The organism is Azospirillum brasilense (assembly GCF_005222205.1).
Taxonomy (GTDB): Bacteria; Pseudomonadota; Alphaproteobacteria; order Azospirillales; family Azospirillaceae; genus Azospirillum; species Azospirillum brasilense_G.
The window spans coordinates 1,709,777-1,734,226 of the sequence record NZ_CP032346.1; the positions used below are offsets into that span (position 1 = coordinate 1,709,777).

A 24,450-nucleotide genomic window follows, 5' to 3' on the forward strand; every position below is an offset into this window, starting at 1 on the left:
ACCCGCCATCCGGTTCAGCCGAGTTGGATCGCGGGCCCGGCCTTCCCACTTGGACATGATGAGCAACCGCACTCCCGCCACCCAATACGCCGCCCTTCCTTTCCGCCTTCGCAACGGCCGGCCGGAAGTCCTGCTGGTCACGTCGCGGGAAACCAAGCGGTGGATCATCCCCAAGGGGTGGGCGGAGGAGGGCGTGAAACCCTGCGCCATGGCGGCGCGGGAGGCCTATGAGGAAGCCGGGGTGCGGGGCACCGTCGACCACCGGCCCTTCGGCAACTTCCGCTACATGAAGCGGCTCAGCGTCAACAAGTCGGTCCTGTGCGCGGTGACCGTCTTCCTGCTGGAGGTCGACGAGGTGCTGGACGAGTGGCCCGAGAAGGGCCAGCGCGAGCGCCGCTGGCTGACCCCGTCCCAGGCCGCCCTGGCCGTCGGCGAAAGCGGCCTCGTGGAGATGCTGCTGCGGCTGGGGATCCCGCCGGACTGAAGCCGGACCGGCGCCGGACACCATGGTTCCCAAAGGAAAAGGCCCCTTCCGCGCCGGCGGAAGGGGCCTTTTCAGTGTCAGCGCTCCAGCCTCGCGGCGAGGCGGGCGAAGGTGAAGGGCTCGTCCGTCAGGAAGCGGATGTCCTCGATCACCTGGGCGCGCAGCGAGCGCTCGTCGATGCTGCGGCCCCAGAAGGCGGTCTCGCCCAGATAGGCGGCGACCATCGCCTCCAGCCCCGCCGGGGTGCCGTCGTCCAGGGCGCCGATCGCGCGGACGCGCTCGACGATGTCGGCGGAGTCCCGCGGCGGCAGTGTGTCGGCGCCGGGGAAGCGGCCGAGGTAGAAGGCCAGCCAGGCGGCCAGCGACAGGCTCATCAGCGGCGCCGGGGCGCCGAACCGCTCCCGGTAGGCGAGCAGCCGGTCCAGGTTGCGGGTCTGGTACTTGACGAGACCGTTCAGGCTGATGTCGTACCACAGGTGCCGGATGTAGGGGTTGCGGAAGCGGCGCAGCACGGCGGCCGCGAAGTCCTCCAACTCTGGCTTCGGCAGGGTGAGGAAGGGGATGACCTCCTCGTTGAGCAGCCGGTCGAGGAAGCGCGCCCCGGCGGGATCGCTCACCGCCTCGCCCACCGTCTCGACGCCCGCCAGCAGGGCCAGCGCGCACAGGCCGGTGTGGGCGCCGTTGAGGATGGCGACCTTGCGCGCCTTGTAGGGGGTGGCGTCGGCGGTGACGACGGTGCCCTCGTCATGCTCGCCCAGCGGCAGGCGCAGCGCGGGCATCCCCTCCTTGCGCTCGATCACGAACAGGTGGAACAGCTCCGCCGCCGCCATGAAGCTGTCGTCGTAGCCCAGCTCGCGGCGCAGCCCGTCGGCCTCGGCGCGCGGGAAGCCGGGGACGATGCGGTCGACCAGCGTGTTGTAGAAGGCGTTCGCCGTTTCGATCCAGTCGATGAAGGCCGGCTCCAGCGCCCAGTCGCGGGCGTGCAGCAGGACGATGCGCTTCAGCTCCTCGCCGTTGTGGTCGATCAGCTCGCAGGCGAGCATCTGCAGGCCGGACTCCGGCGCGCCGTCGAAGGCCTTCCAGCGCTCGTGCAGGAAGCGGGTCATCTTGCCGGGGAAGGAGACCGGCGGCTCGTCGTCGTAGGCCACCGACGGGACATAGGCGATGCCGGCGTCGGTGGTGTTGGAGACGACGACCGCGACGTTCGGGTCGCGCGCCAGCTCCAGCACCGACGCCCACTCGCCGTGCGCGGCGATCTCGTTGCGCACGCAGCCGATCAGCCGGGCCTGCGAGACCTTCCGGCCGGCCTCGTCGACGCCGCGCGACAGGACGGTGTAGACGCCCTCCTGCTCGTTCAGCGTCTGCGGGAAGCCGCCGGCGATCGGGCGGACGACGGTCACGCCCCAATCGCTCCCCGTGGCCTCGTTCAGGCGGTCGACCTTCCAGTCGAAGAAGGCGCGCAGGAAATTGCCTTCGCCGAATTGCACGATCCGCGTCGTCGTCGGGCGCGGCCGGCCGTTGAGAAAGGATGCGTTCAGGCGCTCCATGGTCGGCGTCCTTGTCTGATGGGTGGCGGGGTTCAGAGCGTGACGCCGGATTTGAAGATCACGAGGTCGTGGACGTCGTTCTCCTCGTTGCGCGCCTCTTTGCCGTTGGCGACGGCGAGGATGCTGTCGATGAAGGACGGCAGCAGGCTGTCCACCGTGGCGGTGGCCTCGGCGATGGGGCCGGCGTTGAAGTCGATCCAGTGCCGCTTCTTCTCGGCCATGGCGGTGTTGGTGGCGATCTTCATGGTCGGCACCACGCCGCCCAGCGGCGTGCCGCGGCCGGTGGTGAACAGAACGATGTGGCAGCCGGCGGCGGCCAGGGCGGTCACCGCCACGCCGTCGTTGCCCGGCGCCTCCAGCAGGGTCAGGCCCGGCTTGCGGATGCGCTCGGCGTAGCGGATGACGTCGCGCACCGGGGAGAGGCCGGCCTTCTGGGTGCAGCCCAGCGACTTCTCCTCCAGCGTGCTGATGCCGCCCGCCTTGTTGCCGGGCGACGGGTTCTCGTAGATCGGCTGGTTGTGGTCGATGAAATACTGCTTGAAGTCGTTGATCAGGGTGACGACGCCCTCGAACACCTCGCGGCTTTCCGCGCGCTCCATCAGCAGATGCTCGGCGCCGAACATCTCCGGCACCTCGGTCAGCACGGTGGCGCCGCCAATCCCGCACAGCCAGTCGGAGAGGGCGCCCAGCAACGGGTTGGCGGTGATGCCGGAGAAGCCGTCCGAGCCGCCGCACTTCAGCCCGATGCGCAGGCGATCGGCGCCGACCGGCTCGCGCTTGTCCTCGCGCATCACCGCGGCCAGCTCGGTCATCGCCTCCAGCGACGCCTCAAGCTCGTCCGACACCTCCTGGGTGGTCAGATAGCGCAGGCGGCGCGGGTCGGGATGCTCGAAGCCCTGGGTGAACAGGGCGCGGGTGTTGTTCTCGCAGCCCAGCCCCATGACCAGCACGCCGCCGGCGTTGGGGTGGATGGCGAAATCGCGCAGGATGTTGCGGGTGTTGTCCAGGTCCCCGCCGAGCTGCGAGCAGCCGTAGGGATGCTCCAGCACCATGACGCGGGAGCCCTCGGGCAGCAGGCCCATCTTCTCGAAGCGCTTGGCCGCGTTCTTGGCGAGGCCGTTGACGCAGCCGACCAGCGGGATGATCCACAGGTCGTTGCGCACGCCGATCTCGCCGTTGGCGCGGACGAAGGCCTGGATGGTCGGCGCCTCCCGCTTGGCCGGCGCCGCCTCGGCCGCCGGGCCGGCGTAGGCGTAGTCCTGCAGGCCGCCCAGCGCCGTTCCGATGTTGTGGGTGTGGATGTGTCGCCCCACCGGGATCGCCTCCTTGGCGAGGCCGATCACGCTGCCGTACTTGATGACCCGGTCGCCCGGCTGGTGCGGCGCCACGGCGAACTTGTGGCCCTGCGGCACCTCGTCGAGCAGGACGACGCCCAGACCGTCGATCGCGGTGCCCTGGGCCAGAGGCTCCAAGGCGACGGCGACGGTGTCGCTGGAATGGATCTTCAGGTACTTCGACATGTCAGGCCCCTTGGGGGAGAAGCGAGGGAAGCGGGAGGGCGGCAGGAGTGGTTAGCGGGCCAGGACCAGCGAAAGTTCCGGCACGAAGGTGACGATCATCAGAGCGACGAACAGCGCCACGAAGAGCAGGGTGGACTGCTTCATGAAGTCCGAGATCTTCACCTTGGCGAGGTTGCAGACCAGCAGCATCACCGTGCCCACCGGCGGCGTCAGACAGCCGACCGCGAGGTTCACGATCACCACGATGCCGAAATGGATCGGGTCGATGCCGAGCTGGTGCACCGTCGGCATCAGCAGCGGGACCATGACGATGAGGATTGCGTTGCCCTCGATCAGCATGCCCAGGAAGAGCAGAAGCAGATTGAGGATGAGCAGAAAGACGTACTTGTTGTCGGTCAGCGCCGTGATGTAGGTCGCCAGCTGCTGCGCCGCTTGCTCCAGCGACAGGATCCAGGCCAGCGCCGAGCAGGCCATGATGACCAGCATCACCGACGAGGTCGCCTTGAAGGTGCCGACCAGGGCGTCCACCACATGGGCGACACGCATCTCGCGGTAGATCACGAAGCCGATCACCAGGACGATCAGCACCGCCACCGCGCCGGCTTCGGTCGGGGTGAAGATGTTGGCGCGGATGCCGCCGATGATGGCGACCAGCAGGACCAGCACCGGCCAGGCGCCGACCAGCGCGCTGGTGGTCTCCGACCGGGTCGGCCAGCTGTCGCGGGACGGCGGATAGCCGTTGCGCTTGGACACGATGTAGGCGGCGGCCATCAGCATTGCCGCCATGACGATGCCGGGCAGGATGCCGGCCATGAACATGGCGCCGATGGAGACGTCGGCGACGAGGCCGTAGATGATCAGGGCAATGCCCGGCGGGATGATCGGCGTCACCAGCGCGCCCGATGCCGTGACGGCGGCGGCGAAAGCGCGGTTGTAGCCCTTGCGCTCCATCTCCGGCACCAGCATGCGGGTCAGCATGGCACTGTCGGCGAGGTTGGAGGCGCTGACGCCGCCCAGCAGCGTGCTCAGCATGATGTTGGTCAGCGCCATGCCGCCGGTGAACTTGCCGACCAGCAGGTCGGCCACGCGCAGCAGGCGCTTTGCCACGCCGGTGTGGTCCATCAGCGTGCCGAGCAGGATGAAGAACGGGATCGCCAGGAGGGACAGATTCTGCGAGGCGCCGATCAGTCGCTGCACCGCGATCTGGTCCGGAACCGGGCTGAAAAACACGAAATATACAAGAACCGATGCAAAAATCGCAATGTAAAGCCGCATGTTCAAAGCGAACAGGCAAAGCATGATGAGAATGATGACGGGCCAGCTCATGGCGCGTTCCCCTTCGCGATCACCATGATGTCGATGAAGCAGCGGCGCAGCAGATAAATGATGATGCCGGCCGCCCCGACCGGAACGGCAAGATCAATCCAGAACCAGGAGATCTGGAGGATTTCCGTCAGCTTGTACTGCGCGCTCTGGGCCAGCAGGTAGCCGAGCCAGCCGGCATAGCCGAGAACCACGATCGACAGGGCCGAGACGGCCAGATCGACCGCCGCCCGGATGCGGATGGGCAACAGGTCCACGAACAGCGGGATGTCGAGATGCTGGCCGTCGCGCTCGGCGACAATAGCGCCGATCATGATGATCCAGATCATCAGAAGCCCGGACATTTCCTCGCCCCAATGCAGCGGAGCGTCGAAAAGGTAGCGGGCGAACACCGCCGCAATGGTCATCACCACCAGAGCGGCCAGCGCGCCTCCCGCGACGACCGATGGCAGACGCCGGATCAACTCCATGGCATACTCCTCCAAACGATCCGGGCGGAGCGGTAACCCCGCCCGGATTTGCTTATTTTTACTTGAGGTCCTTCTGGATCTGCTCGTACAGGCCGGCCGACCACTTCGGGAACTGGGTGTAGACGACCTTGGTGGCCTCGCGGAACGGCGCCGGGTCCGGCTGGATCACGGTGACGCCGGCCGCCTTCATCTTCTCGATGAACTCGGCGTCCTGCTCGGCGGCCAGCTTCTGGCTGTAGAGGCCGGCCTCGTAGCCGGTCTCGTGGACCATCTTCACGACGTCCGCCGGCAGCTTGCTGAAGAAGGCCTCACCGCCGACCCACACCGAGGTGTTGGTCAGATAGCCGACGAGGCTGAGATACTTGGCCTGCTCATGCAGCTTGGCGCCGTACAGCACGGAGATCGGGTTCTCCACGCCGTCGATCAGGCCGGTGGTCAGGGCCGGATAGACCTCGCCCAGCGGCATCGGCGTCGCGGTGGCGCCCATCGCCTCGATCGTCTTGATCTGCATCACGTTGTTCGGGACGCGGATCTTCATGCCCTTGAGATCCTCGGGCGTGTTGATCGGCTTCTTGGCGAGGATGTGGCGCACGCCGTACAGGTAGTTGGACATGACGATGTGCACGCCCTTCTTGCGCAGCGCCTCGTCCTTCTTCTTGAACCAGTCGCTCTCGTAGATCTTGAAGAGCTTCTGGGGATCGTCGGTCAGGTACGGGCCGAACAGCACGCCGAGGTCGGCGTCGTAGTCCTGCAGGAAGCCGACGTCGGACAGGGTGATGACGTTCATCCCCATCATCGCCTGTTCCATCACGTCCTTCTTGGCGCCCAGCTGGGAGCTGGGGAACAGCTTCAGGGTGACCTCGCCCTTGCTCTTCTCCTTCAGGAGGTCGGCCCAGTGATGCATCACCCGGTCGAGCGGCTCGCCCGGGTTGTTCTCATAGGCGACCATGATCTCGGTCTTGGCCATGGCGCCGGACGCGGCACCGATCGACAGCACGCACGCGGCAAGGGCAGACGCCAAAAAGCGCTTCATTGTTATTTCCTCCATAGTGGATGCCGGAGAGCCCGTCTGCGGACGTGGCCCAGGGACGGGTCCCGCCGAACATGGCCGGACCCGGCGGCGGGACCGGCATGTCCCGCCGTAGCAGTTCTGGTGTTGGCAGCGCCCGGCGGGTGCCGCCGGAAGGGTCAGCGCTCGATCATCACCTTGACCGTGGTGTCGCGCTCCTTCGCCCAATAGGGCAGGGCCTTGTCGGCCTCCTCAAAGGGGAAGACCTTGGAGATCAGGTCGTCGGGGGCGTGGTCGAGCGTTTCGAGATAGTGGATGACGGCCTGGAAGTCCTCGGAGGTCGCGTTGCGCGACCCCATGATGTCCAGCTCCTTCAGGTTGAAGAACTGCGTCTTGTAGGACACCGGCTCCTTGGCGTAGCCGATGTAGACGACGCGGCCGGCGAAGGACACGAGGTCGATGGCCTGGGTGAAGGTGGCGGGCAGGCCGACCGCCTCGATCACCACGTCGGCGCCGTCGCCGTTGGTCAGCTCCATCACGCGGGCGGCCACGTCCTCCTTGGCGGCGTCGATGGTGTGGGCGGCGCCGTAGCGGCGGGCCAGACCGGTCTTCGCCTCGCCGATGTCCACGGCGATCACCGTGGCGCCGCGATGGACGGAGCCGGCGATGGCGCCCATGCCGATCATGCCGCAGCCCAGCACCAGAACGGTGTCGGCCGCCTCGACGCGGCCGCGCGCCGCGGCGTGGAAGCCGACCGACAGCGGCTCGACCAGCGCCAGATGGCGCGGCGCCAGCGTGTCGTTCAGGATCAGCTTGCCGTAGGGCAGGGCGATGCGCTCGGCCAGGCCCCCGTTCTGCTGCACGCCCAGCGTGCGGTTGCTGCGGCAGGCGTTGACCCGGCCCTTGCGGCAGGACGGGCAGGTGCCGCAGGCGGTGTAGGGAATGACGATGGCGCGCCGGCCCACCGAGTATTCGGCCGGAACGCCCTCACCCACGGCGGCGATCTCGCCGCCAATCTCGTGACCGGGGATGCGCGGCAGGGAAACCAGCGGATTCAGGCCCTTGAAGGTGCTGAGATCGCTGCCGCACAGCGCGACGTGGCGGATGGCCAGGAGCACCTCGCCGGGGCCGGGAGTCGGCTCCGCCACCTCGTGGATCGCGCAGACGTCCACGCCTTCGATCATCAGTGCTTTCACAAGTGATGTCCTTTTTTGGGAAGCGGACGTGTTCAGGGCGTGGGCGTAGCCGAGGGCTGCGCCTCCTGGTTGAACACGCTCTCGCTGAAATGGAAGTGTGCGTTGCTGGCCTCGACGGCCTTCCCGACCGAGCGCTCGCGCAGCGCTGCGATGATCTGGCGATGATAATTGACCGTGGTCGGCCCGATCACCGCGTTGCTCTTGCCGATCTCCATGTAATAGATCATCGGCTGCGACATCGCCTGATACATCTTTTGCAACATGGAGTTGCGCGACGCGGCGACGATGGCGGCGTGGAAGCGGAAGTCCACCTCCGCCGCCTCGCGCACCGTCAACTGGTGCTCCATGTCCTCGGCCAGACGGTCGAGCCCGTCGATCTCCGCGTCGGTGATGTGCCGGACCACCTCGGGCAGCACCCCGATCTCGATGATCCGGCGGAACTGCAAGACTTCCCGACAGGTCTTGACGCTGCGGTCGAAGCATTGATCGAGAATGCGGAACATCGCCTCGATGTCCGGCTTGCTGACGCGCGGACCGCGCTGCGTCTTTTCCACCAGGCCATAAGCTTCGAGGAAGATGATGACTTCGCGGATGGTGTTGCGACTGACGCCAAACCGTTCCGCCAACAGCCGCTCATTGGGCAAGAGATCGCCGGGCTGATAGCGCTCGGGGATCTCCTTGCGAAGCTCTTCGAAGATGGCCTTGACGGTTGAGACGCCGTTCATGATCGCGCCGCCTGAGTTTGGTCCAACAATTGGACAACTGATGTCGAACGATAGCATCGCGGCTTCGGGTGGAAAACGGCAAAAGGAGTCATAAAATGTCGAAAACAGCGCTGCTAACGCATGAAGCCAAATTTTTGCGCTGCATCATCGTGTCATGCGGCGCCTGTCACCCGGGATTTCCCTTGGATGTCCTTGGTGCCCCAACCGATTAAAACCTTAGGCTGTTGACGCGCGCCCGCTCGGTCGCCAGGCACGCCCCGTTGATGCATCCCGCTTGCTTATCCCCCTGGAATGCGATAACAGGGCGCGGCGCGCACGGAAGGGGGCGCGGGCGGGCCGGGAACGGTCGGTCGGCGGCTTGGCCGCACCCCGAGAAAGTTGTTGCAATCCGATGCGGCGCCGCGTAACGTCCCGCTTAGGAAAGCAAGGTAATTCAATGGGTTGGGCTTTCGTGCCCGGTTCATTCGAACGATGAAGTCGCGGTCGTGGCGGAATTGGTAGACGCGCAGCGTTGAGGTCGCTGTGGCAGAAATGCTGTGGAAGTTCGAGTCTTCTCGACCGCACCATCCCTATCGTCGGCGCATCGCCGGACGACAATGAAAATCGGGGCCTTCTCAGGCCCCTTTTTCATGCCCGCAAGGTGCGGGCCTCGCCCCCTCGTCCCCCGTCACTCCTCGAGGGTCCAGTTTCCGGCGGTCCGGCAGGTGCGCAGCGGCATTCCGGCGTCCCGCCCGGCGGGGGTGGTGACGACGTGGGTCAGGCCGAAGCACAGGCGGCCACGGTCCTTCGGGTCGGCGATGCGCCCCGTCACGGTGACCACGCCGGAACGCAAGCGGTCTCCCGACATCCATTCCTGACCCATGGACGCCCGCTCCGTACCCGACGCGGCGAGCGCGCCGAGGAAGGCGCCGGCGACCTGCGCCTGGTCGTCCTGGCTCATGCGCAGGCGGGTGGCGTTGCTCCAGCCCGGCCCGACCAGCAGTTCCGGCGTCCGGACATTGACGGCCACCCGGTCGGCCGCGATGGCCACCGCCAGATCCAGCGGGTCCTCGGGCGCCACGCCCGGCGGCGTGTCGATCAGCCCGGTCAGGCTGGCGAGCCCGGTCCGCGTGCCTTCGCCCATCTTGCCGTCGATGGCCCCGTCGTAGCGCCCCAGACGGGCCAGCGCCCGCTGCGCGGCCATGATCCGCTCCTCCGGCGTCAGGACGCGCGGGGCGGGCAGGGGGGCGCGGCCCTCGGTGATCGCCTCCACGTCGAGCCGGTGGTTCAGCCGGCTGAAGCCCGGCCCGCCGTTCCACCAGGTCAGCAGGCCGAGATGGAGCACCGCCGCGGCGGAGAGCAGGACAAGCGGCCAGGAGCCCTGGTCCGGCGCGCGGACCGGCCCGCCGAAGGCCGCGCCCAGGGCCCCGCGCACCACCCCGCGCACCAGCAACCACAGGCCGAGCCCGGCTACGATGGGAAGCCCGATGTCCCAGCCCAGCCGCAGCGCTGCGGGGGCGGGCTGTTCCGGCGTCGCGCCGGTCAGCAGGGCCGGAGCGTCCACCCCCGCCACCAGCAGCAGAACCAGGGCGAGCAGCCCGGCCGCGGCGATCCAGCTCCGCGCCACGGCGGTCCGGCTGGTCTCGGCGAAGCGTTCCGCCAGAACGGCGGCGATGTCCTTCACGAAGGCAGGGCTGGCGCAGCCCTCATGGTCGGCCACGATCGCCGCGGCGTCCGGGTTCCGGCCGTCCATCACGGCTTCGGCGACGGAGCGGGTCAGCCGGTAGGCGCCGGCCAGGGCGAAGGCGTCGGCTGGCGGCAGGGCCGCGACGCGCGCCAGCACCGGGGCCAGCACGGTGTCGAGGAAGGGGGGGAGGGGGGCGGAGTCGCCGTCCGCCCCGACGGTCTCCACCTCGAACGGCACGCCGTCGCAGTCCCAGGACAGCGCGACCACCGTCAGCGTGCCGCTGCGCTGGTAGAGGAGCTGCGTGCCGGAATGGCGCACCGTCGCGGGCGCGGGGTTGGCGAGCGCGGCGAAACCGGCGAAGCCGGCCTCCTCCAGCGCCATGCGGACCGCCGCCGGGGCGTCCGGCGGGGCGGTGAGGCTGTAGGACGGGTGGGCGGTCAGGCGGGGGTGATGGATGTGGGTGAACTGCCCGACCCCGCCGCAGGACTCGCAGGCGACCACCCCGTCGCCGGCGCAGACCGGGCAACGGTGCTGGCCGCGTCCGCCGCAGTCCGGGCAGTCCGGCGCCTCGGCCGTCGCGCTGTGGGTGCAGCGGACCTTGCCGCCGCGGCAGCCGTCGCCGCCGCAGGCCCGCACCCCGCCGCCGTTGCAGCCGGTGCAGACCTCGTGCAGGTAGTAAGGGCCGCGCAGCGAGGGCAGGGGCGGCAGCGGCTCCTCCGCCGCGGCCATCGCCTCGACCCGCTCGTCCAGCGGGCCGAGCAGCGTGGCGAAACGGTGAGCCGTCTCCAGCGAGGCGGCCTCGGCGTCCAGGTCGCGGGCCAAGGTCGCGTTCAGCTCGGCGGCGTTGCGGCAGTAGATGGCGAAGCGCACCATCTCCGCGCCCAGCCGCACCTCCACCTCCGTCGCCCAGTCGATGCTCAGGGTAAGATGGGCGCCGACCATCACCTCGCGCTGCTGGGCCTGGCGAAGCGTCACCCCTTCCGGTGCCGGGACATTGCCCGACGCCGCCCGGCGCAGCCGCCGGATCAGGGCGGTCTGCGGGACGGTGGACGCGGGCCGGGGACGATCGCCCGGCGGCGGATCGCTTTGGGCCGGAATGCCTTGGGCCGGTTCGCTCTGGGCCGATTCGCCCACGGGCCGATCGTCTCGGGACCGGTCATCTGGGGACCGGTCATCTGGGGACCGGTCGTCTGGGGACGGGATCCTGTGGCCCATCTGGAGTGGACCAAGCTCGTTCCGGTCGAAGTCGAGGCTGTCGGGCATGGGCGTGCGTGTCCGCGAACGGGGGCGCCGGCACTGGAACAGGCCGCGGACGCCGGAACGGAAGATCAGGCGGCGACGTCCGGTGCGGGTCCGCCGCCGGTCGGCGTCCGGTCGTCGGACTCACGGTCTCCGAAGTCCTCGTCCGCGGACGCGTCGACGGAGGCCGGCGTCGCCGTGGGGGCGTCCGGAGCCGGCGCGTGGCGGACCCAGCGGCGGCCCTCCATGGCGAAGCCGTGATCGCGGAACCACAGCCGCTCCGCCTCGTCGGCGGCGCGGAACAGCACCAGCGTCCAGGCGTCGCTGTCCTGCGTCCCGTCGCCGCCGTCGTCGGGCATGGCGTAGGGCTGGAGCGAATAGGGGAAGTCGTCGCGGGTCACTGCATGCCCCCCGGATTTGAGCCGCCGGAGCCCGTTGGCCGCGCCGAGGCGGGCGGGGATTCGGACCCGTCCCCCTCGATCGGTTCCAGGTCGCTTTCGGCGGCGTATTTGATGAGACGGCCGTCGTCCAGACGGATGTCGTAGGTCGGCTCACCGGCAAGGGTCCGTGCGACGACGAGGGCCTCCTGGCCCGCAAACCTCACCCGTGTTCCCAACCGCAGCATCCCGCCCCCGACTGTGTCTTGATCGTCGTCGCAGGCTAAGGATTCGGCCGGGGGTGTGCTGTGTCAAAAACCGGACGCCAAAGGAGCAGGGCTGTGCTTGCGGGGTTCTCCCCTTGCGGGGCTTGGTGCGCCGGGCCCTTTGCGCTGTTGATGATGCAAAAGGACAGGTGTGGTGCAACGATGGAGGTGTTCATGCCCGCACAGCAGGACAACGGCAGCCGGAAGCCGTCCGTCATCGATCTGGTGACCGATCCCGAGAAGTTCGATCAATGGCAGCGCCAACGGGAACGCGACGAGGCATCGGACGGCGACCGCGACCGCGGCCGTGAACCGGACCGCGGCCGGCCCGAAGCCCCCGGCGGTCGGGACTGATGGCCGTGGAGCCGTGACGGTCCGGGTTTGTCCGGACGGCTACTCGGCGGCCTCGCGGGGCGGCGGCTCCGCTGGAATGCCCAGCGGTGCGCCGCAATGGAACTGCATGAGCCGGCGCTCGACCCGGATCAGATAGGCGCGCGCGTCCAACCCCACGGGACCGCGGCTGTGTTCGCGGACGAGCCTGATCGCGCGACAGGCATGACCGCATTCCGGTGTGGCAAACTGGCACAATACGAACGTCCGCCGAAAAGATTGGGTCCCAAAGTATTACTTCTTTTGATGGGAGGCGTCGAGCTTCGGTTGCGACTCAAATCCAATGTCACAACGTGCCGTTCCGTGTGGGCGCTGGCATGGCACCATGCGGTTGGCATACGATAGTATGCAGCGTGGGATTTGGATGCCCCGCCACCGCCGGTCAGGCAATGGTTGCGGGGGAGTCAGCTCGCCCCTGGGTTGCCCTCGGTCCGCGCGCCGGTCTGCGCGCCTTCCAGAACCGCCAGATACTCCAGAAGCCGTTCCAGCGTTTCGGTCGGCATTCCGACGGAGGGAACGTCGTTGCGCTTGGCGGCCTTCAGCGCGGTGCGGAGCAGGGTGCGGTCGATGTCGGTCAAGCCGGCCATGATGATGACGTGCGTGTGAAGCGACGATACGCAACCTCTATCATCAAGACGCGCAACCACGCCATGCCCAATCGGAAGGCAGGCGCACGAAACGATAAAACCGGCCGGACGCCGTCGGTCCGGCCGCGCCGGTCCGCGCGTCCGCCGCTCCCTGTCACATCCTGGTGACACGACGTGCCATACTTTTGCCGCGACACCGAAGAGTATAGGTATCCCTTTTCCCGGTTCGCCGGGGTGGCCGCCTTTCGCCAACACGAGATTTCGAACGGTGATCCAGATTTCCTCCGCTCTCCGCCGCCGGACCGGCCGGCTCCTGGCAGCCCTGATGCTGTGCGGCGCGCTTGCCGCCGGCACCATCGTGCCCTCGGCCTTTGCCCAATCCGCCGCCCCGGCGGCGGAAGCGGCGGCGGACTTCAAGACGAAACTGCCGCAATGGCAGAACGCGTTGGAGCGGGCGGCCAACCGCATCGCCGGCGGGGATCTGGCGAACACCGAATATGAGACCCTGCGCGCCGATCTGGCGAAGATCCAGCACGAGGTCCGAGAGGCCGGGGCCGCCGCGTCGACCGCCCGTGACACCGCCCAGCGCATGCTGGACGCGCTGGGTCCGCCGCCGGCCCAGGGCGCTCCCCCGGAGGAGGCCGGGATCGCCGCCGAGCGCAAGCGCCTGACCCAGACCATCGGCGAGGCGGAAGGGCGCACCAAGCAGACCGAGCTGATCGTCACGCGCGCCGACATCCTGCTGCGCACCGCCGCCGACCAGCGCATGACCCAGCTCACCGAGCAGATCGTCCGGCGCGGCCCGGTGCCGCTGCTGCCCGCCACTTGGGCCGCCCTGCCCGAGCAGACGGCCTATGTGCAGGAGCGCATCGCGCGGGCCTTCGGCATCGTCATGGGCGACGACGAGTGGCGCGGCCGCCTGTACGGCCTGGGCGCGCTCGCCGCCATCCTGTTCCTGGTCGCCTGGCCGGTGCGCCGGGTGCTGCTGCGCCGCTACGGCCACCGCGATCTGGAGGAGCGGCCCAGCTACCGCCAGCGCGTGGTGGCGATGGCGGTGGAGGCGCTGGCCCGCTGCCTGGTGCCGCTGGTTCCGACGCTGGTGCTGAGCGGCGCCCTGGTCGGGCTGCTGCGCGACGCTGCGGACGCCGGCCCGCTGACCGCTCTGGTGGTCGGGGTGTCGGGCGGCCTGACCGCCTATTTCCTGGTCACCGGCGTCGCCCGCGCCACCCTGGCGCCCGACCATCCGTCCTGGCAGCTCGCCAACCTCGACCCGGACAGCGCGCGGCGTCTGGTCCGCCGCGTCCCGCTCGTCATGATCGGGCTGGCGCTGGCCGGCACCGGCATCGCCCTGTCGGAGGGGATGTTCACCCCGCCGGAGCTGCGCTCGATCACCGGCTTCGGCACCATGGCGCTGATCGCCGTGTCGCTGCTGTTCCTCTACCCCGACCATCTCTGGCTCGCCGCCCCGCCGCCGGAGGCCGAGGCGACCGACGACTGCGGGTGCCCGGAGCCGACGCCCGGGGCCGGACTGGACGTCACCCTGCCGCCGCCGGCCGCGACTCCCGCTGCCGCGGAGGCCGAGGAGGCGCCGCCCGCCCGTCCGCGGGTCGTCGGGCTGCGCCTGCGCCTGCTGATCGGCGCGGTGACCCTGGCCTCGCTGGTCGCTTCGGGCGCCGGTTATCTGGTGGGCGCGATCTACGCCTCGAAGCTGATGCTGACCACGCTCATCATCGGCGGCGTCCTGCTGGTGGCGCGCGGCGTCCTGCGCGAGCTGCTGTGCGTCCTGCTGGAGCGCGGCAGCGGGCAGGTGGCCGAGGTGCGCGACATCGTGATCGCCACCGACCGCGGCCGGCGGATGCTGGGGCAGGCCGGGCGGACGGTGATCGACGGGCTGCTGCTGACCGTTGCGGCCTTCTTCCTGCTGCCGCTGACCGGCATGACCCTGTCGGAGATGAAGGGGCTGGCCGACGGCTTCCTCAGCGGCGTCACGGTGGGCGGCGTGCGCATCGCGCCGGGCGACATCATGTCGGCGCTGATGGTGCTGGGCGTCGTCGTCGCGGTGACCCGCTTCATCCAGCGCCAGCTCGACGAGCGCATCCTCGGCCGCGTCAACATGGACGACGGCGTGCGCAACTCCATCCGCATGGGCGTGGGCTATCTCGGCACCACCATGGCGGTGCTGATGTCGGTCGGCACGCTGGGGCTCGACCTGTCCAGCCTCGCCATGATCGCGTCGGCCCTGTCGGTGGGTATCGGTTTCGGCCTGCAGAACGTCGTCAGCAACTTCATCTCCGGCCTGATCATGCTGGTGGAGCGGCCGGTGAAGGTGGGCGACTGGGTGGTCGTCAACGGGCTGGAGGGCACCGTGCGCCGGATCAGCGTCCGCGCGACGGAGATCCAGACCTTCCAGCGCGCCTCGGTGATCATCCCGAACTCGGAATTCATCTCCAAGTCGGTGGTCAACTGGACGCTGAAGGACAAGACCACCCGCATCGAGATCAAGGTCCGCATCACCTACGACACCGACGCCCGGCAGGTCTACGCGATGCTGCTGAGGATCGGCTACGGCCACGCCCAGGTGCTGCGCAACCCGGAGCCGGTGGTGATGTTCCGCGACTTCGGGCCGAGCGGGCCGGAGTTCGAGCTGCGCTGCTTCGTCGCCAACACCGAGCACATCATCCCGGTGCGCAACGAGCTGCGCATGCGCATCCTGGAGCAGTTCCGCGAGCAAGGCATCCAGATGCCCTTCGATCAGCAGACCGTCCACATGCCGAAGGTCGAGGCGATGCTGGAGGTCCTTCTGGCCGAGCGCCGCGCCCAGGCCGGCGTGCCGGAGCTTCAGGTGGTGGCCGACGGCGGCAAGGTCGTGCCGCTGGCCGACACCCTCACCGAGCGCGGGCCGCGCACCGCCACGTGAGTCTCAGGGCTGCGGCTCCGCCGGCTTGCGGCGCCGCAGCGGGGTCACCTTGGACGGGGTCGCGGCGGGGGCGGGCAGGGGGTGCCAGCCGGCGATGGCGCGCACGCAGCGCAGCGCCTCCGGGTTGTTGGCGAAGACCGGGAACAGCCGGCGCAGTTCCACCACGGCGGACCATTCCCCGCGGTCGTGGAAGGCCCGGCGGATCGTTTCGGCTTCGCTCTCGCTGACGGTGAACATGGCGCCAGACTGCTCCGCGGACCGGTGGCGCGCAAGTCGTCGCAGCGCCGGAAACAGCCCTTTGCCGTGGCCCGCAGGCCCTGTCAAGGAAAGTTGTTCACAGGCGCGCGCATCCTTCGCTTGACTCCCGTTGCCGGGCGGGGCAGCCGCCGGATCAGGGGCGAACGCAACCCCGGCGCCTGAAAAATCCTTGATCGGCGCGGTTTTCTAATGTGCCTAAAAATAAGGCATTTCTGCCGGACCCCTTGAGGGACCATTGATCCCTTCGGTTACCCCTCGATTCGCCAACAGAGTTATCCACAGAATCTGGGGATATCCGAAATATTGACATATCAGTCAGGCCGGCCCTCTCAGGTTGGCCGGCGGATCAGCCGCACCGCTCCGACGCCCAGCAGCATGGTCAGCGCGCCGCCGAACAGGAACAGGGCGGGCAGCCCGACCTGATGGGCGACGGCCCCGTAGACCACCGGCCCGATTCCCTGCCCCAGGAAGAAAGAGGAGGCGAAGAGGGCGAGCGCCGACCCGCGCGCCGTCGCCGACAGCTCCGTCGCCTGGGTTTGCATCGTGTTGTGCAGCATGTAGAAGCCGAATCCGGCGACCAGGAACAGCAGCGACACCACCGGCCAGGGCACCGGGGCGAGCATCGCCAGATAGGACCCTCCGGCCACCAAGCCGCCGGCCCCCATCATCCCCCATTGCCCGAGCGTGCCGAGCAGGCGCCGCACCACAAAACTGTAGACGACTCCGCCGATGGCGAAGGCGGCCAGCGTCACCCCGGCCTCGAAGGCGCCCTCCGCCCCGTGGCGGGCCAGCATGGGGGCGACGAAGGGGAAGACGCCGAAGATCAGCAGCCCTTCCGCCGCCACCGTCGCGAAGACCCAGACCGACACCGGATTCGCCAGGACGGAGGCGTAGCGCGCCCGCGCGTCGGCCATGGACAGCGGATGCCGCTCCTCCCGCTCGCCCTTCAGGAGCAGGGCGGCGGTCAGCGCGATCAGGCCGGTCACCACGGCGGCCAGGGCGAAGACGGTGCGCCAGCCCGCCACCTCCGACAGGGCGCCGGCCACGGCGGAGCCGGACATCTGGCCGAGGATGACCGCCAGCAGGAAGCGGCTGATGGCGAACTGCCGCTCCGTGTAGACGACCCGGTCGCCGATCAGCGCCATGGAGGCCGGAATGATCCCCCCGGCGAAGGCGCCGGCCAGCATCCGCGAGGCCAGGACCGTGTAATAGCCGGGCGCCACCGCCGACAGCGCCACGCCGATGGTCAGGACGACCAGCGACAGCCGGATCAGCCGCGTCTTGCCGATGGCGTCGCCGACCGGCCCCAGGATGAGCTGCATCGCCGCGTAGGGCAGCGTGTAGGCGGAGGAGAGCAGGGCCGCCTCGGCCACGCCGATGCCGAGATCCGACGCGATGACGGTCAGCATCGGGTCGGTGGTCCGCAGGGAGAAAGCGCTGGCGAAGCCGGCGAGGCCGAGCATCAGGATGAGAAGGCGCATGGGAGGGCGTCGGCCGGTCTATGGTCTGGGGCGTGCGGAGGGGCAACCCTAAAGCAGACGCGCCCGTCCGACGCACGGCAAGATGGCCATGGCACCCATGCGCGTGCATGATCCGACACGCCTCGGCCGCCGTATAGGACAAGGACGTACAGACCAGAGCCGCCGACCGGGAGACCGCCATGCCACCGATCCGCAATGCCGCCCAATCCACCGCCCGGTTTGCCGCCGTGATGCTGTCCACCGCCCTGATGCTGTCCGCGGCGGTCCCCAACGCGGAGGCGGCGGACGGCAGCCGGGCGGCGTCCGATGCGCTCGACTGGGCGGCGCTGCCCCTGCCGTCCATCGACGGCGGCACGCTCGCGCCCGACGCTTTCCGGGGCAAGGCGGTTCTGGTGGTCAACACGGCGTCGCAATGCGGCTACACCGGCCAGTATGAGGGGCTGCAGACGCTCTGGGCCGGGCGGCGCGACCGCGGGCTGGTCGTGCTGGGTGTGCCGAGCAACGATTTCGGCGGGCAGGAGCCCGGCAGCAACGCCCAGGTCGCGTCCTTCTGCGAACTCAACTACGGCGTCGATTTTCCCCTGATGGAGAAGCAGTCCGTCACCGGACCGCAGGCCCATCCGCTCTACCGCTGGGCGGCGGCGGTCACCGGGCCGCAGGGCGTGCCGCGCTGGAACTTCCACAAGATCCTGATCGGGCGCGACGGGCGGCTGCTGGAATGGTTCGGCAGCTCGGTCACGCCGGAGTCCGCCACGTTGACCGCGGCCGTGGACAAGGCGCTGGCCCAATCCTCTCCGAAGCCGTAAGCGCATGGACACGCTGCCCTTCGACGAGCGCCGGGCCTCGGTCGTCCGGCTGCTGTCCTACGGCGGGCTGATCCCCTTCGTCGGCGGCACCGCATTGGCCTGGATGGCGGAGGGCGGCGGGCAGGCCGCCGTGGTGCGGGCGGTGGTCGTCTACGCGGTGTCGATCCTGTCCTTCATCGGCGCCATCCACTGGGGCCGCATCCTCGCAGGACGGGACGGCGAGACGAGCGGGCCGGCGTGGCTGGCCTGGGGAGTCGCGCCGTCGCTTCTGGGGTGGGGCGCCACCCTGCTGCCGTCCGGCCTGACGGTGCCGGCGCTGATCCTGTCCTTCCTCCTCGCCTGGGCGGTGGACCGCAGCGCGGCGGCGGACGGGCGCTATCCCCGCTGGTTCGGCACGCTGCGGACCCGCCTGACCATCGTCGTCTGCCTGACGCTCGCCGCGCTCATCCCGCTCGCTGCATGACCGCGTCGCGGTGGGGCACCAGCGCCGCGGCCTTTAGCAGCACCTCCGGCCCGGCGCCGGGGAGGTGGGCGTTCTCGCTGATGTGGCGCCGCCACGCGCGGGCGCCCGGCAGGCCCTGGAACAGCCCCAGCATGTGCCGGGTGATCGCCGACAGCGGCGCGCCCCGGCGCATCCGTTCCTCGGCGTAGGCCGCCATCGCCTCGACCACCGCGTAGCGGTCGGGGCCGGGTTCCCCGCCGAACAGGCGGCGGTCGGCGTCGGCCAGGATGTAGGGGGTTTCGTAGGCGGCGCGCCCGATCATCACGCTGTCCAGCGTGGCGAGATGCCTCTCCGCCTCGTCCAAGGTGCGGATGCCGCCGTTGATGGCGATGGTGAGCTGCGGGTTCTCCTGCTTCAGCCGGTGCACGAGGTCGTAGCGCAGCGGCGGGATGTCCCGGTTCTCCTTGGGGCTGAGGCCCTTCAGCCACGCCTTGCGGGCGTGCACGATGAAGTGGGTGCAGCCGGCGGCGGACACGGTGCGGACGAAATGGTCCAGCGTCGGCCATTCCTCCATCTCGTCGATGGCGATGCGCGACTTCACGGTGACGGGGATCGACACCGCCTCGCGCATGGCGCCGACCAGCCGGGCGACCAGATCGGGTTCGGCCATCAGGCAGGCGCCGAAGCGGCCCGACTGCACGCGGTCGCTCGGGCAGCCGACGTTCAGGTTGACCTCGTCATAGCCCCACTCCTCGGCGATGCGAGCGCAGGCCGCCAGCTCCGCCGGGTCCGACCCGCCGAGCTGGAGCGCCACCGGATGCTCCGCCGCGTCGTAGCCGAGCAGCCGCTCGCGGTCGCCGTGCAGAATGGCGCCGGTGGTGACCATCTCGGTGTAGAGCAGCGTGTTCTTGGACAGCAGACGATGGAAGGTCCGGCAATGGCGGTCCGTCCAGTCCATCATCGGCGCGACGCTGAGGGCAATGGCGGGCATGGGCAGGAACTGTCTGTGAATCGGGAACGGCGGCGCATCAATTGGACGAAGCGGGCGCGAATGGCAAGGGCGGACCCACCCCGGAGACGGAAGGGAGGTTGCGCCAAAGAAATGTAACGTTATAACGTTACGCGCGCTTGTGGGGCGCCACCCGCCTGCCCCTGGCGCGGCGGGCGGGTGTGCCGCGCCTCCCAAACCGCTCCGCTAGGGTCTGACAACGAGGTTGCACATGAATCGCCTGCCCATTCTCTCGACGCTGCTGTGGATCGGCGCCACGGCCGGGGGCCTCGCCGCCGGTGCGGCCCTGGCCGACGACCACAAGCACGCCGGGAGCGCGACGCACCACCGCCTGTTCATCGGCGATCACGCCGACGGGGTCGTCCGTGCCGTCGATCTCAAGGACGGAGCGAGCGCGGGAGCCTTCCGGCTCGACCAATCGCCGGCCCTCGCGCGCAGCGCCAGCGGCCGCACCGTCTTCGCCGTTCAGGGCGATGCCGGAAAGGTCGCGGTCATCAGCACCGGACTGTCATTCGAGGACCACGGGGACCACGCCGACATCACGGTCGACGGCGCCAAGCTCCTGCCCACCGTGATCACGGGGACCAAGCCGGCCCACGTCGTGGAGGGTTCCGGCACCATCGCGCTGTTCGATGACGGCACGGGCGACATCGCCCTGTTCCGGGAGAGCGACCTGTTGGAAGGGACGGTCAAGGCCCGCAATTTGAAGCCGGGCGCCGCCCACCATGGCCTTGCCGCACCGATGGGCGAGTTCCTTGTCGTTTCGGTCCCGAACGACGATCCCGACAAGCCGCGCGTCGGCCTCAAGGTCATCGACGCGCAGGGCAAGCCGGTCGGCGGGGTGGTGAATTGCCCGGCGGTGCACGGACAGGCCCAGTCGGCCGGCGTGTTCGCCTTCGGCTGCAAGGACGGACTCGTCTTCGCCCACCCGGCCGGTGGCTCGCAGCCGCCGACTCTGCGCCATGTGTCCACCGCCGCGCTTGGGGACGGCAACGTCTCGACGCTCAAGGGCGGAACGGCGATGCAGTTCTTCCTCGGCAACTACGGGCCGCGCGCCGTCGTCATCATCGAGCCGGGCGACGCGCCGAGCTTCCGCAAGATCGACCTGCCGACCCGCCGCGTGGACTTCGTGCTGGACGACGCCAAGGCCGACCAAGCCTACATCCTGACCGAGGACGGCCGGCTGCATCGGCTCAACATCGTGTCCGGCGCGATCGAGGCGAGCGTCCAACTGACCGCCCCCTATTCGATGGACGGCCACTGGCGCGACCCGCGGCCGCGGCTGGCGGTGGCCGGCGACCACGTGGTGGTGACCGACCCGCTCAAGGGTCTGTTGCGGGTGGTCTCCACCGAGACGCTGCGGGAGGAGCGCACGATCCCTGTGGCCGGCACGCCCTACACCATCGTCGCCGTCGGCGGATCCGGGGCGCGGCACTGACGGCGGTCCGGCGGGCAGCCTGTCGACGGCCCGGGCCGCCCGCCTCCCTCCGGTCAAGCCGGGGAGGCCGGCGGGCCGGGCCGATCACGCCCGATGGCGGCTTCGGGCGGGCTTGCCGTGGGAGGAGCGGGTGCCGGACAGCACGGCCTTCACCTTGGCCAGATGGTGGCGCGCCTCGGCGCCGAGCTTCAGCGCCACGCCGGTGGACAGCACGTCGATGATCGCCAGATGGACGAGGCGGGAGGCCATCGGCGTGTAGATCTCCGCATCCTCGACCGGCGTGTGGCCGATGGCGACCGACGACACCGCGGCCAGAGGCGAACCCGGCGCGGTGATCGCGATGACCGGGATGCCCAGGTCGCGGGCCATCTGCGCCAGCTCCGTCACCATGATGGTGCGCCCGGTGTTGGAGATCGCCAGCAGGACCCCGCGCGCCCCCAGATTAACCGCCAGCATGCGGACCATCATCGGATCGGCGCTGGCCTGCGCCGCCATGCCGAAGCGCATGAACTTGTGCGCCGCATCCTCCGCCACCACTGCCGAGGCGCCGGTGCCGATGCACAGGATGCTGGAGGCATCGGCCAGCAGCTCCACGGCGCGGGACACCGCCGCCATGTCGAGCGCGCCGGCCGCGTCGTTCAGCGCGGCGGCGGCGGATGAAAAGATTTTTCGCGCAACGGTCGGAGTCTCGTCGTCCGGCGCCACGTCCTGGCTGACGAAAGGGGTGCCGCGGGCCTGCCCCTCAGCCAGCCGCAATTTGAAATCGGGAAAGCCGGCGCAACCGATGCTGCGGCAGAAGCGGACGACGGTCGCCTCGCTGACCCCGGCGGCCTGGGCCAGCACGGTAATGCTCTGCCCCAGGACCTTCTGCGGCTCGGCCAGCACCATGTCGGCGACCTGGGCCTCGGAACGCTTCAGCTCCGGCAGGCGGCCGCGGATGTGATCGAGGATGTTCACCGGCTGGAGCATCGAAACGGACCGTCCATCCCTAAAAGCGTTTCTGGTCCCCGGCATGCTTGGTCCCGGGGCGTCTTTGGGCGGCGGACCGTACCACCGCCGGTGCCAACGGCACAGCTTGCCCTGGCCTTTTGGCGGAGTTCGTCGCGCCGCTTCCCGTGATCCCCAAGCTATGCGGGGCGGCGTGGCTTGTGAAGATAATTTTCGTCGCTATGCCCATCGTCGGGCGGTTTCAGCGCCGTTATGAAGAAAATCTTCTTCACTCGGTTGCGGGACTCCTCTATTTTCCGACACAGAAAATTCAAGGTCCCGGCAAGAGACCCCGGCAAGAGACCAAGTGGGAGGAACCCCGACCCGCCGCCCGGCCCCGCTGCCGGTGCGTCGCGCCGCCCGTGCCTTCCCGCGCCGTCCCCTGCCGCCGCCCCTTCCGATCAGGTGAGCCCCGCCGCGAGGCGGGCCGAGGAGTGTGCATGAAGCGCATGGTGGAAGCGCTGGAGATGGTCACCGAATGGATCATGGCGCTGATGCTCGCCGTGATGGTGGCGCTGGTCTTCGGCAACGTGGTTCTGCGGTACGGCTTCAACAGCGGCATCGTCGCCGCCGAGGAGCTGGCCCGCCTGATGTTCGTCTGGCTGGTCTTCCTGGGCGCGACGCTGGCGCTGCGCCGCCAACAGCATCTGGGGCTGGACATCCTCCAGGCCCGCCTGCCGGCGCGCGTCCGCCGGGCCTGCGCGGTGATCAGCCACTTGCTGATGATCTACGCGCTGTGGCTGTTCATCCAGGGGAGCTGGTTCCAGCTTCTGATCGGGATGGAGACGCGCTCCACGGTGCTCAGCTTCCCCATGGCCTTCTACGCCGCCGCGGGATTCTTCCCGGCGATCGCCATGGCGCTGACGATCATCGCCAACCTCTGGAAGATCCTGTCGGGCGACGCGACGGCCCACATCCCCGGCAACGGCGACCCCCACGGCGTCACCGCCCCGCAGGGCGGCGCCATCGCCGAGCATTGATTCCGTCCGGCCTTCTGAAAGCGGAGCCCGTTCCATGGCCCTTGCGGTCTTCCTCTCCTCGCTGTTCGGCCTGATGCTGCTCGGCATGCCCATCGCCTTCGCCCTGATGCTGACGGGCGTGGCGCTGATGGTGCATCTCGACTTCTTCGACGCCCAGCTCGTCGCCCAGAACATGCTGAGCGGCGCCGACAACTACCCGCTGATGGCGGTGCCCTTCTTCATCCTGGCCGGCGAGCTGATGAACGCCGGCGGCATCTCGCAGCGGATCATTAACCTCGCGGTCAGCCTCGTCGGGCACATCCGCGGCGGCCTGGGCTACGTGACCATCGGCGCGTCGGTGATGCTGGCCAGCCTGTCCGGTTCGGCCATCGCCGACACGGCGGCGCTCGCCACGCTGCTGATCCCGATGATGCGCGACAACGGCTACCCGGTGCCGCGCTCCGCCGGCCTGATCGCGTCGGGCGGCATCATCGCCCCGATCATCCCGCCCAGCATGCCCTTCATCATCTTCGGCGTGACCACCAACACCTCGATCAGCGGCCTGTTCATGGCCGGCATCGTGCCCGGCCTGCTGATGGGCGCCGGTCTGGTCATCACCTGGATGTTCGTGGTGCGCGGCATGACCGTGAAGCTGCAGCCGAAGGCGAGCTGGGGCGAGCGCCGCACCGCGCTGGTCGAGGGCGTCTGGGCGCTGGCCCTGCCGGTCATCATCATCGGCGGCCTGCGCGGCGGCATCTTCACGCCGACCGAGGCCGCGGTGGTCGCCGCCGTCTACTCGCTGGTCGTGGCGCTGTTCGTCTACCGGCAGGTGACGCTGAAGGATCTGGTCCCCCTGCTGGTCCAGGCCGCGCGCACCACCAGCACGGTGATGTTCCTGTGCGCGGCGGCGCTGGTGTCGTCCTACATGGTGACGCTGGCCGACCTGCCGCAGCAGATGAACGAGATGCTGGCCCCGCTGCTGCACGAGCCGAAGCTGCTGATGGTCGCCATCACGCTGCTGCTGCTCGCCGTCGGCACGGTGATGGACCTGACGCCGACGATCCTGGTGCTCGGCCCCGTGCTGACCCCGCTGGCCGCGGCGGCGGGCATCGACCCGACCTATTTCGGCGTGATGTTCGTCCTGACCGGCACGCTGGGCCTGATCCATCCGCCGGTCTGCACGGTGCTGAACGTGGTGTGCGGCGTCGCCCGCATCTCGCTGGAAAGCGCCACGCGCGGCATCTGGCCGTTCCTGCTGACCTACATGCTTCTGCTGTGCCTGCTGATCGCCGTTCCGGAGATCGTCACGGCCCCGCTGACTCTGTTCCGCCATTAATCACAACACGCTACAGGG

Annotated in this window: 23 protein-coding genes and 1 tRNA gene; 9 read left to right on the forward strand and 15 right to left on the reverse strand. The window is 69.1% G+C overall.

All coding sequences use genetic code 11. The features are described 5' to 3' along the window. The first annotated feature begins 58 nt into the window (after positions 1–58). Positions 59–484 (forward strand): NUDIX hydrolase, encoded by a 426-nt coding sequence (locus tag D3869_RS21735; protein WP_137141865.1) that lies wholly within the window; start codon positions 59–61, stop codon positions 482–484. Between the two features lie 77 nt (positions 485–561). Here the strand turns inward: D3869_RS21735 and D3869_RS21740 are convergent, their stop codons facing one another. The 7 genes from D3869_RS21740 to D3869_RS21770 all read right to left on the reverse strand — a co-directional run bounded on the left by D3869_RS21740 (position 562) and on the right by D3869_RS21770 (position 8,274). Further along, positions 562–2,031, reverse strand: a complete 1,470-nt coding sequence (locus D3869_RS21740; RefSeq protein ID WP_137141866.1) for a tagaturonate reductase — start codon at positions 2,029–2,031, stop codon at positions 562–564. A 32-nt stretch (positions 2,032–2,063) separates the two neighbouring features. Further along, complete coding sequence (locus tag D3869_RS21745; protein ID WP_137141867.1) at positions 2,064–3,551, reverse strand: UxaA family hydrolase; 1,488 nt, start codon at positions 3,549–3,551, stop codon at positions 2,064–2,066. A 51-nt stretch (positions 3,552–3,602) separates the two neighbouring features. Continuing rightward, complete coding sequence (locus D3869_RS21750; RefSeq protein WP_137141868.1) at positions 3,603–4,877, reverse strand: TRAP transporter large permease; 1,275 nt, start codon at positions 4,875–4,877, stop codon at positions 3,603–3,605. Then, positions 4,874–5,344: a TRAP transporter small permease gene (locus D3869_RS21755; protein WP_137141869.1), complete on the reverse strand. Its 471-nt coding sequence runs from the start codon at positions 5,342–5,344 to the stop codon at positions 4,874–4,876. Before D3869_RS21755 ends, D3869_RS21750 begins: the two co-directional genes overlap by 4 nt. 58 nt (positions 5,345–5,402) lie before the next feature. After that, positions 5,403–6,311: a C4-dicarboxylate TRAP transporter substrate-binding protein gene (locus tag D3869_RS21760; protein ID WP_247895937.1), complete on the reverse strand. Its 909-nt coding sequence runs from the start codon at positions 6,309–6,311 to the stop codon at positions 5,403–5,405. A gap of 221 nt (positions 6,312–6,532) precedes the next feature. Further along, a complete protein-coding gene (locus D3869_RS21765) occupies positions 6,533–7,537 on the reverse strand; it encodes a zinc-binding alcohol dehydrogenase family protein (RefSeq protein WP_137142049.1) in 1,005 nt (334 codons plus the stop codon). Between the two features lie 44 nt (positions 7,538–7,581). Beyond that, positions 7,582–8,274 carry a FadR/GntR family transcriptional regulator gene (locus D3869_RS21770; protein WP_137141871.1) on the reverse strand — a complete coding sequence of 231 codons (693 nt, stop codon included), beginning with the start codon at positions 8,272–8,274 and terminating at the stop codon, positions 7,582–7,584. Between the two features lie 479 nt (positions 8,275–8,753). Between D3869_RS21770 and D3869_RS21775 the strand changes: the two genes are divergently transcribed. Then, positions 8,754–8,840, forward strand: a tRNA-Leu gene (locus tag D3869_RS21775). 101 nt (positions 8,841–8,941) lie between these two features. Here D3869_RS21775 and D3869_RS33975 read toward each other — a convergent pair. The 3 genes from D3869_RS33975 to D3869_RS21795 form a co-directional block, all read right to left on the reverse strand. Continuing rightward, a complete protein-coding gene (locus D3869_RS33975; protein WP_247895833.1) occupies positions 8,942–11,074 on the reverse strand; it encodes a hypothetical protein in 2,133 nt (710 codons plus the stop codon). A 194-nt stretch (positions 11,075–11,268) separates the two neighbouring features. After that, positions 11,269–11,580, reverse strand: coding sequence for a hypothetical protein (locus D3869_RS21790; protein WP_137141872.1), 312 nt, complete (start codon positions 11,578–11,580; stop codon positions 11,269–11,271). After that, positions 11,577–11,783, reverse strand: a complete 207-nt coding sequence (locus tag D3869_RS21795; protein WP_247895834.1) for a hypothetical protein — start codon at positions 11,781–11,783, stop codon at positions 11,577–11,579. Before D3869_RS21795 ends, D3869_RS21790 begins: the two co-directional genes overlap by 4 nt. Positions 11,784–11,996: 213 nt before the next feature. Here D3869_RS21795 and D3869_RS21800 point away from each other — a divergent pair, with 213 nt between their 5' ends. Continuing rightward, on the forward strand, positions 11,997–12,176 hold the full coding sequence (locus D3869_RS21800; protein WP_247895835.1) for a hypothetical protein: 180 nt from the start codon (positions 11,997–11,999) through the stop codon (positions 12,174–12,176). A 440-nt stretch (positions 12,177–12,616) separates the two neighbouring features. On the opposite strand, the gene D3869_RS21805 is transcribed toward D3869_RS21800, so the two are convergent. Further along, a complete protein-coding gene (locus D3869_RS21805; RefSeq protein WP_109068907.1) occupies positions 12,617–12,799 on the reverse strand; it encodes a hypothetical protein in 183 nt (60 codons plus the stop codon). A 268-nt stretch (positions 12,800–13,067) separates the two neighbouring features. Between D3869_RS21805 and D3869_RS21810 the strand changes: the two genes are divergently transcribed. Beyond that, positions 13,068–15,716, forward strand: a complete 2,649-nt coding sequence (locus D3869_RS21810; protein WP_247895836.1) for a DUF3772 domain-containing protein — start codon at positions 13,068–13,070, stop codon at positions 15,714–15,716. A 3-nt stretch (positions 15,717–15,719) separates the two neighbouring features. Here D3869_RS21810 and D3869_RS21815 read toward each other — a convergent pair whose 3' ends face one another. Further along, positions 15,720–15,953, reverse strand: a complete 234-nt coding sequence (locus tag D3869_RS21815; RefSeq protein ID WP_137141875.1) for a hypothetical protein — start codon at positions 15,951–15,953, stop codon at positions 15,720–15,722. A 350-nt stretch (positions 15,954–16,303) separates the two neighbouring features. Then, positions 16,304–17,455 (reverse strand): MFS transporter, encoded by a 1,152-nt coding sequence (locus tag D3869_RS21820; protein ID WP_137141876.1) that lies wholly within the window; start codon positions 17,453–17,455, stop codon positions 16,304–16,306. Between the two features lie 179 nt (positions 17,456–17,634). Here D3869_RS21820 and D3869_RS21825 point away from each other — a divergent pair, with 179 nt between their 5' ends. Then, complete coding sequence (locus tag D3869_RS21825; protein ID WP_137141877.1) at positions 17,635–18,261, forward strand: glutathione peroxidase; 627 nt, start codon at positions 17,635–17,637, stop codon at positions 18,259–18,261. A gap of 4 nt (positions 18,262–18,265) precedes the next feature. Beyond that, positions 18,266–18,724 carry a DUF3429 domain-containing protein gene (locus D3869_RS21830; protein WP_137141878.1) on the forward strand — a complete coding sequence of 153 codons (459 nt, stop codon included), beginning with the start codon at positions 18,266–18,268 and terminating at the stop codon, positions 18,722–18,724. Here the strand turns inward: D3869_RS21830 and dusA are convergent. Further along, positions 18,705–19,694, reverse strand: a complete 990-nt coding sequence (dusA, locus tag D3869_RS21835) for a tRNA dihydrouridine(20/20a) synthase DusA (protein ID WP_137141879.1) — start codon at positions 19,692–19,694, stop codon at positions 18,705–18,707. The genes D3869_RS21830 and dusA overlap by 20 nt on opposite strands. A gap of 229 nt (positions 19,695–19,923) precedes the next feature. Between dusA and D3869_RS21840 the strand changes: the two genes are divergently transcribed. Beyond that, positions 19,924–21,150, forward strand: a complete 1,227-nt coding sequence (locus tag D3869_RS21840; RefSeq protein ID WP_137141880.1) for a metallochaperone AztD — start codon at positions 19,924–19,926, stop codon at positions 21,148–21,150. A gap of 84 nt (positions 21,151–21,234) precedes the next feature. Here D3869_RS21840 and hexR read toward each other — a convergent pair whose 3' ends face one another. Next, positions 21,235–22,119 (reverse strand): transcriptional regulator HexR, encoded by an 885-nt coding sequence (gene hexR / locus D3869_RS21845; RefSeq protein WP_137141881.1) that lies wholly within the window; start codon positions 22,117–22,119, stop codon positions 21,235–21,237. 458 nt (positions 22,120–22,577) lie between these two features. Here hexR and D3869_RS21850 point away from each other — a divergent pair, with 458 nt between their 5' ends. Both D3869_RS21850 and D3869_RS21855 read left to right on the forward strand, forming a co-directional pair. Beyond that, positions 22,578–23,117 carry a TRAP transporter small permease gene (locus tag D3869_RS21850; RefSeq protein WP_137141882.1) on the forward strand — a complete coding sequence of 180 codons (540 nt, stop codon included), beginning with the start codon at positions 22,578–22,580 and terminating at the stop codon, positions 23,115–23,117. Between the two features lie 34 nt (positions 23,118–23,151). Further along, the gene (locus tag D3869_RS21855) at positions 23,152–24,432 is read left to right on the forward strand and encodes a TRAP transporter large permease (protein ID WP_137141883.1); all 1,281 of its coding nucleotides are present in this window, start codon (positions 23,152–23,154) and stop codon (positions 24,430–24,432) included. Positions 24,433–24,450 lie beyond the last annotated feature (18 nt).

Excerpts from the sequence above, each read along its gene's own strand:
- D3869_RS21735 (WP_137141865.1), top strand. The coding sequence starts at position 59 with ATGAGCAACCGCACTCCCGCCACCCAATACGCCGCCCTTCCTTTCCGC.
- D3869_RS21740 (WP_137141866.1), bottom strand. The coding sequence starts at position 2,031 with ATGGAGCGCCTGAACGCATCCTTTCTCAACGGCCGGCCGCGCCCGACG.
- D3869_RS21745 (WP_137141867.1), bottom strand. The coding sequence starts at position 3,551 with ATGTCGAAGTACCTGAAGATCCATTCCAGCGACACCGTCGCCGTCGCC.
- D3869_RS21750 (WP_137141868.1), bottom strand. The coding sequence starts at position 4,877 with ATGAGCTGGCCCGTCATCATTCTCATCATGCTTTGCCTGTTCGCTTTG.
- D3869_RS21755 (WP_137141869.1), bottom strand. The coding sequence starts at position 5,344 with ATGGAGTTGATCCGGCGTCTGCCATCGGTCGTCGCGGGAGGCGCGCTG.
- D3869_RS21760 (WP_247895937.1), bottom strand. The coding sequence starts at position 6,311 with ATGGCCAAGACCGAGATCATGGTCGCCTATGAGAACAACCCGGGCGAG.
- D3869_RS21765 (WP_137142049.1), bottom strand. The coding sequence starts at position 7,537 with ATGATCGAAGGCGTGGACGTCTGCGCGATCCACGAGGTGGCGGAGCCG.
- D3869_RS21770 (WP_137141871.1), bottom strand. The coding sequence starts at position 8,274 with ATGAACGGCGTCTCAACCGTCAAGGCCATCTTCGAAGAGCTTCGCAAG.
- D3869_RS21800 (WP_247895835.1), top strand. The coding sequence starts at position 11,997 with ATGCCCGCACAGCAGGACAACGGCAGCCGGAAGCCGTCCGTCATCGAT.
- D3869_RS21805 (WP_109068907.1), bottom strand. The coding sequence starts at position 12,799 with ATGGCCGGCTTGACCGACATCGACCGCACCCTGCTCCGCACCGCGCTG.
- D3869_RS21815 (WP_137141875.1), bottom strand. The coding sequence starts at position 15,953 with ATGTTCACCGTCAGCGAGAGCGAAGCCGAAACGATCCGCCGGGCCTTC.
- D3869_RS21820 (WP_137141876.1), bottom strand. The coding sequence starts at position 17,455 with ATGCGCCTTCTCATCCTGATGCTCGGCCTCGCCGGCTTCGCCAGCGCT.
- D3869_RS21825 (WP_137141877.1), top strand. The coding sequence starts at position 17,635 with ATGCCACCGATCCGCAATGCCGCCCAATCCACCGCCCGGTTTGCCGCC.
- D3869_RS21830 (WP_137141878.1), top strand. The coding sequence starts at position 18,266 with ATGGACACGCTGCCCTTCGACGAGCGCCGGGCCTCGGTCGTCCGGCTG.
- dusA (WP_137141879.1), bottom strand. The coding sequence starts at position 19,694 with ATGCCCGCCATTGCCCTCAGCGTCGCGCCGATGATGGACTGGACGGAC.
- D3869_RS21840 (WP_137141880.1), top strand. The coding sequence starts at position 19,924 with ATGAATCGCCTGCCCATTCTCTCGACGCTGCTGTGGATCGGCGCCACG.
- hexR (WP_137141881.1), bottom strand. The coding sequence starts at position 22,119 with ATGCTCCAGCCGGTGAACATCCTCGATCACATCCGCGGCCGCCTGCCG.
- D3869_RS21850 (WP_137141882.1), top strand. The coding sequence starts at position 22,578 with ATGAAGCGCATGGTGGAAGCGCTGGAGATGGTCACCGAATGGATCATG.
- D3869_RS21855 (WP_137141883.1), top strand. The coding sequence starts at position 23,152 with ATGGCCCTTGCGGTCTTCCTCTCCTCGCTGTTCGGCCTGATGCTGCTC.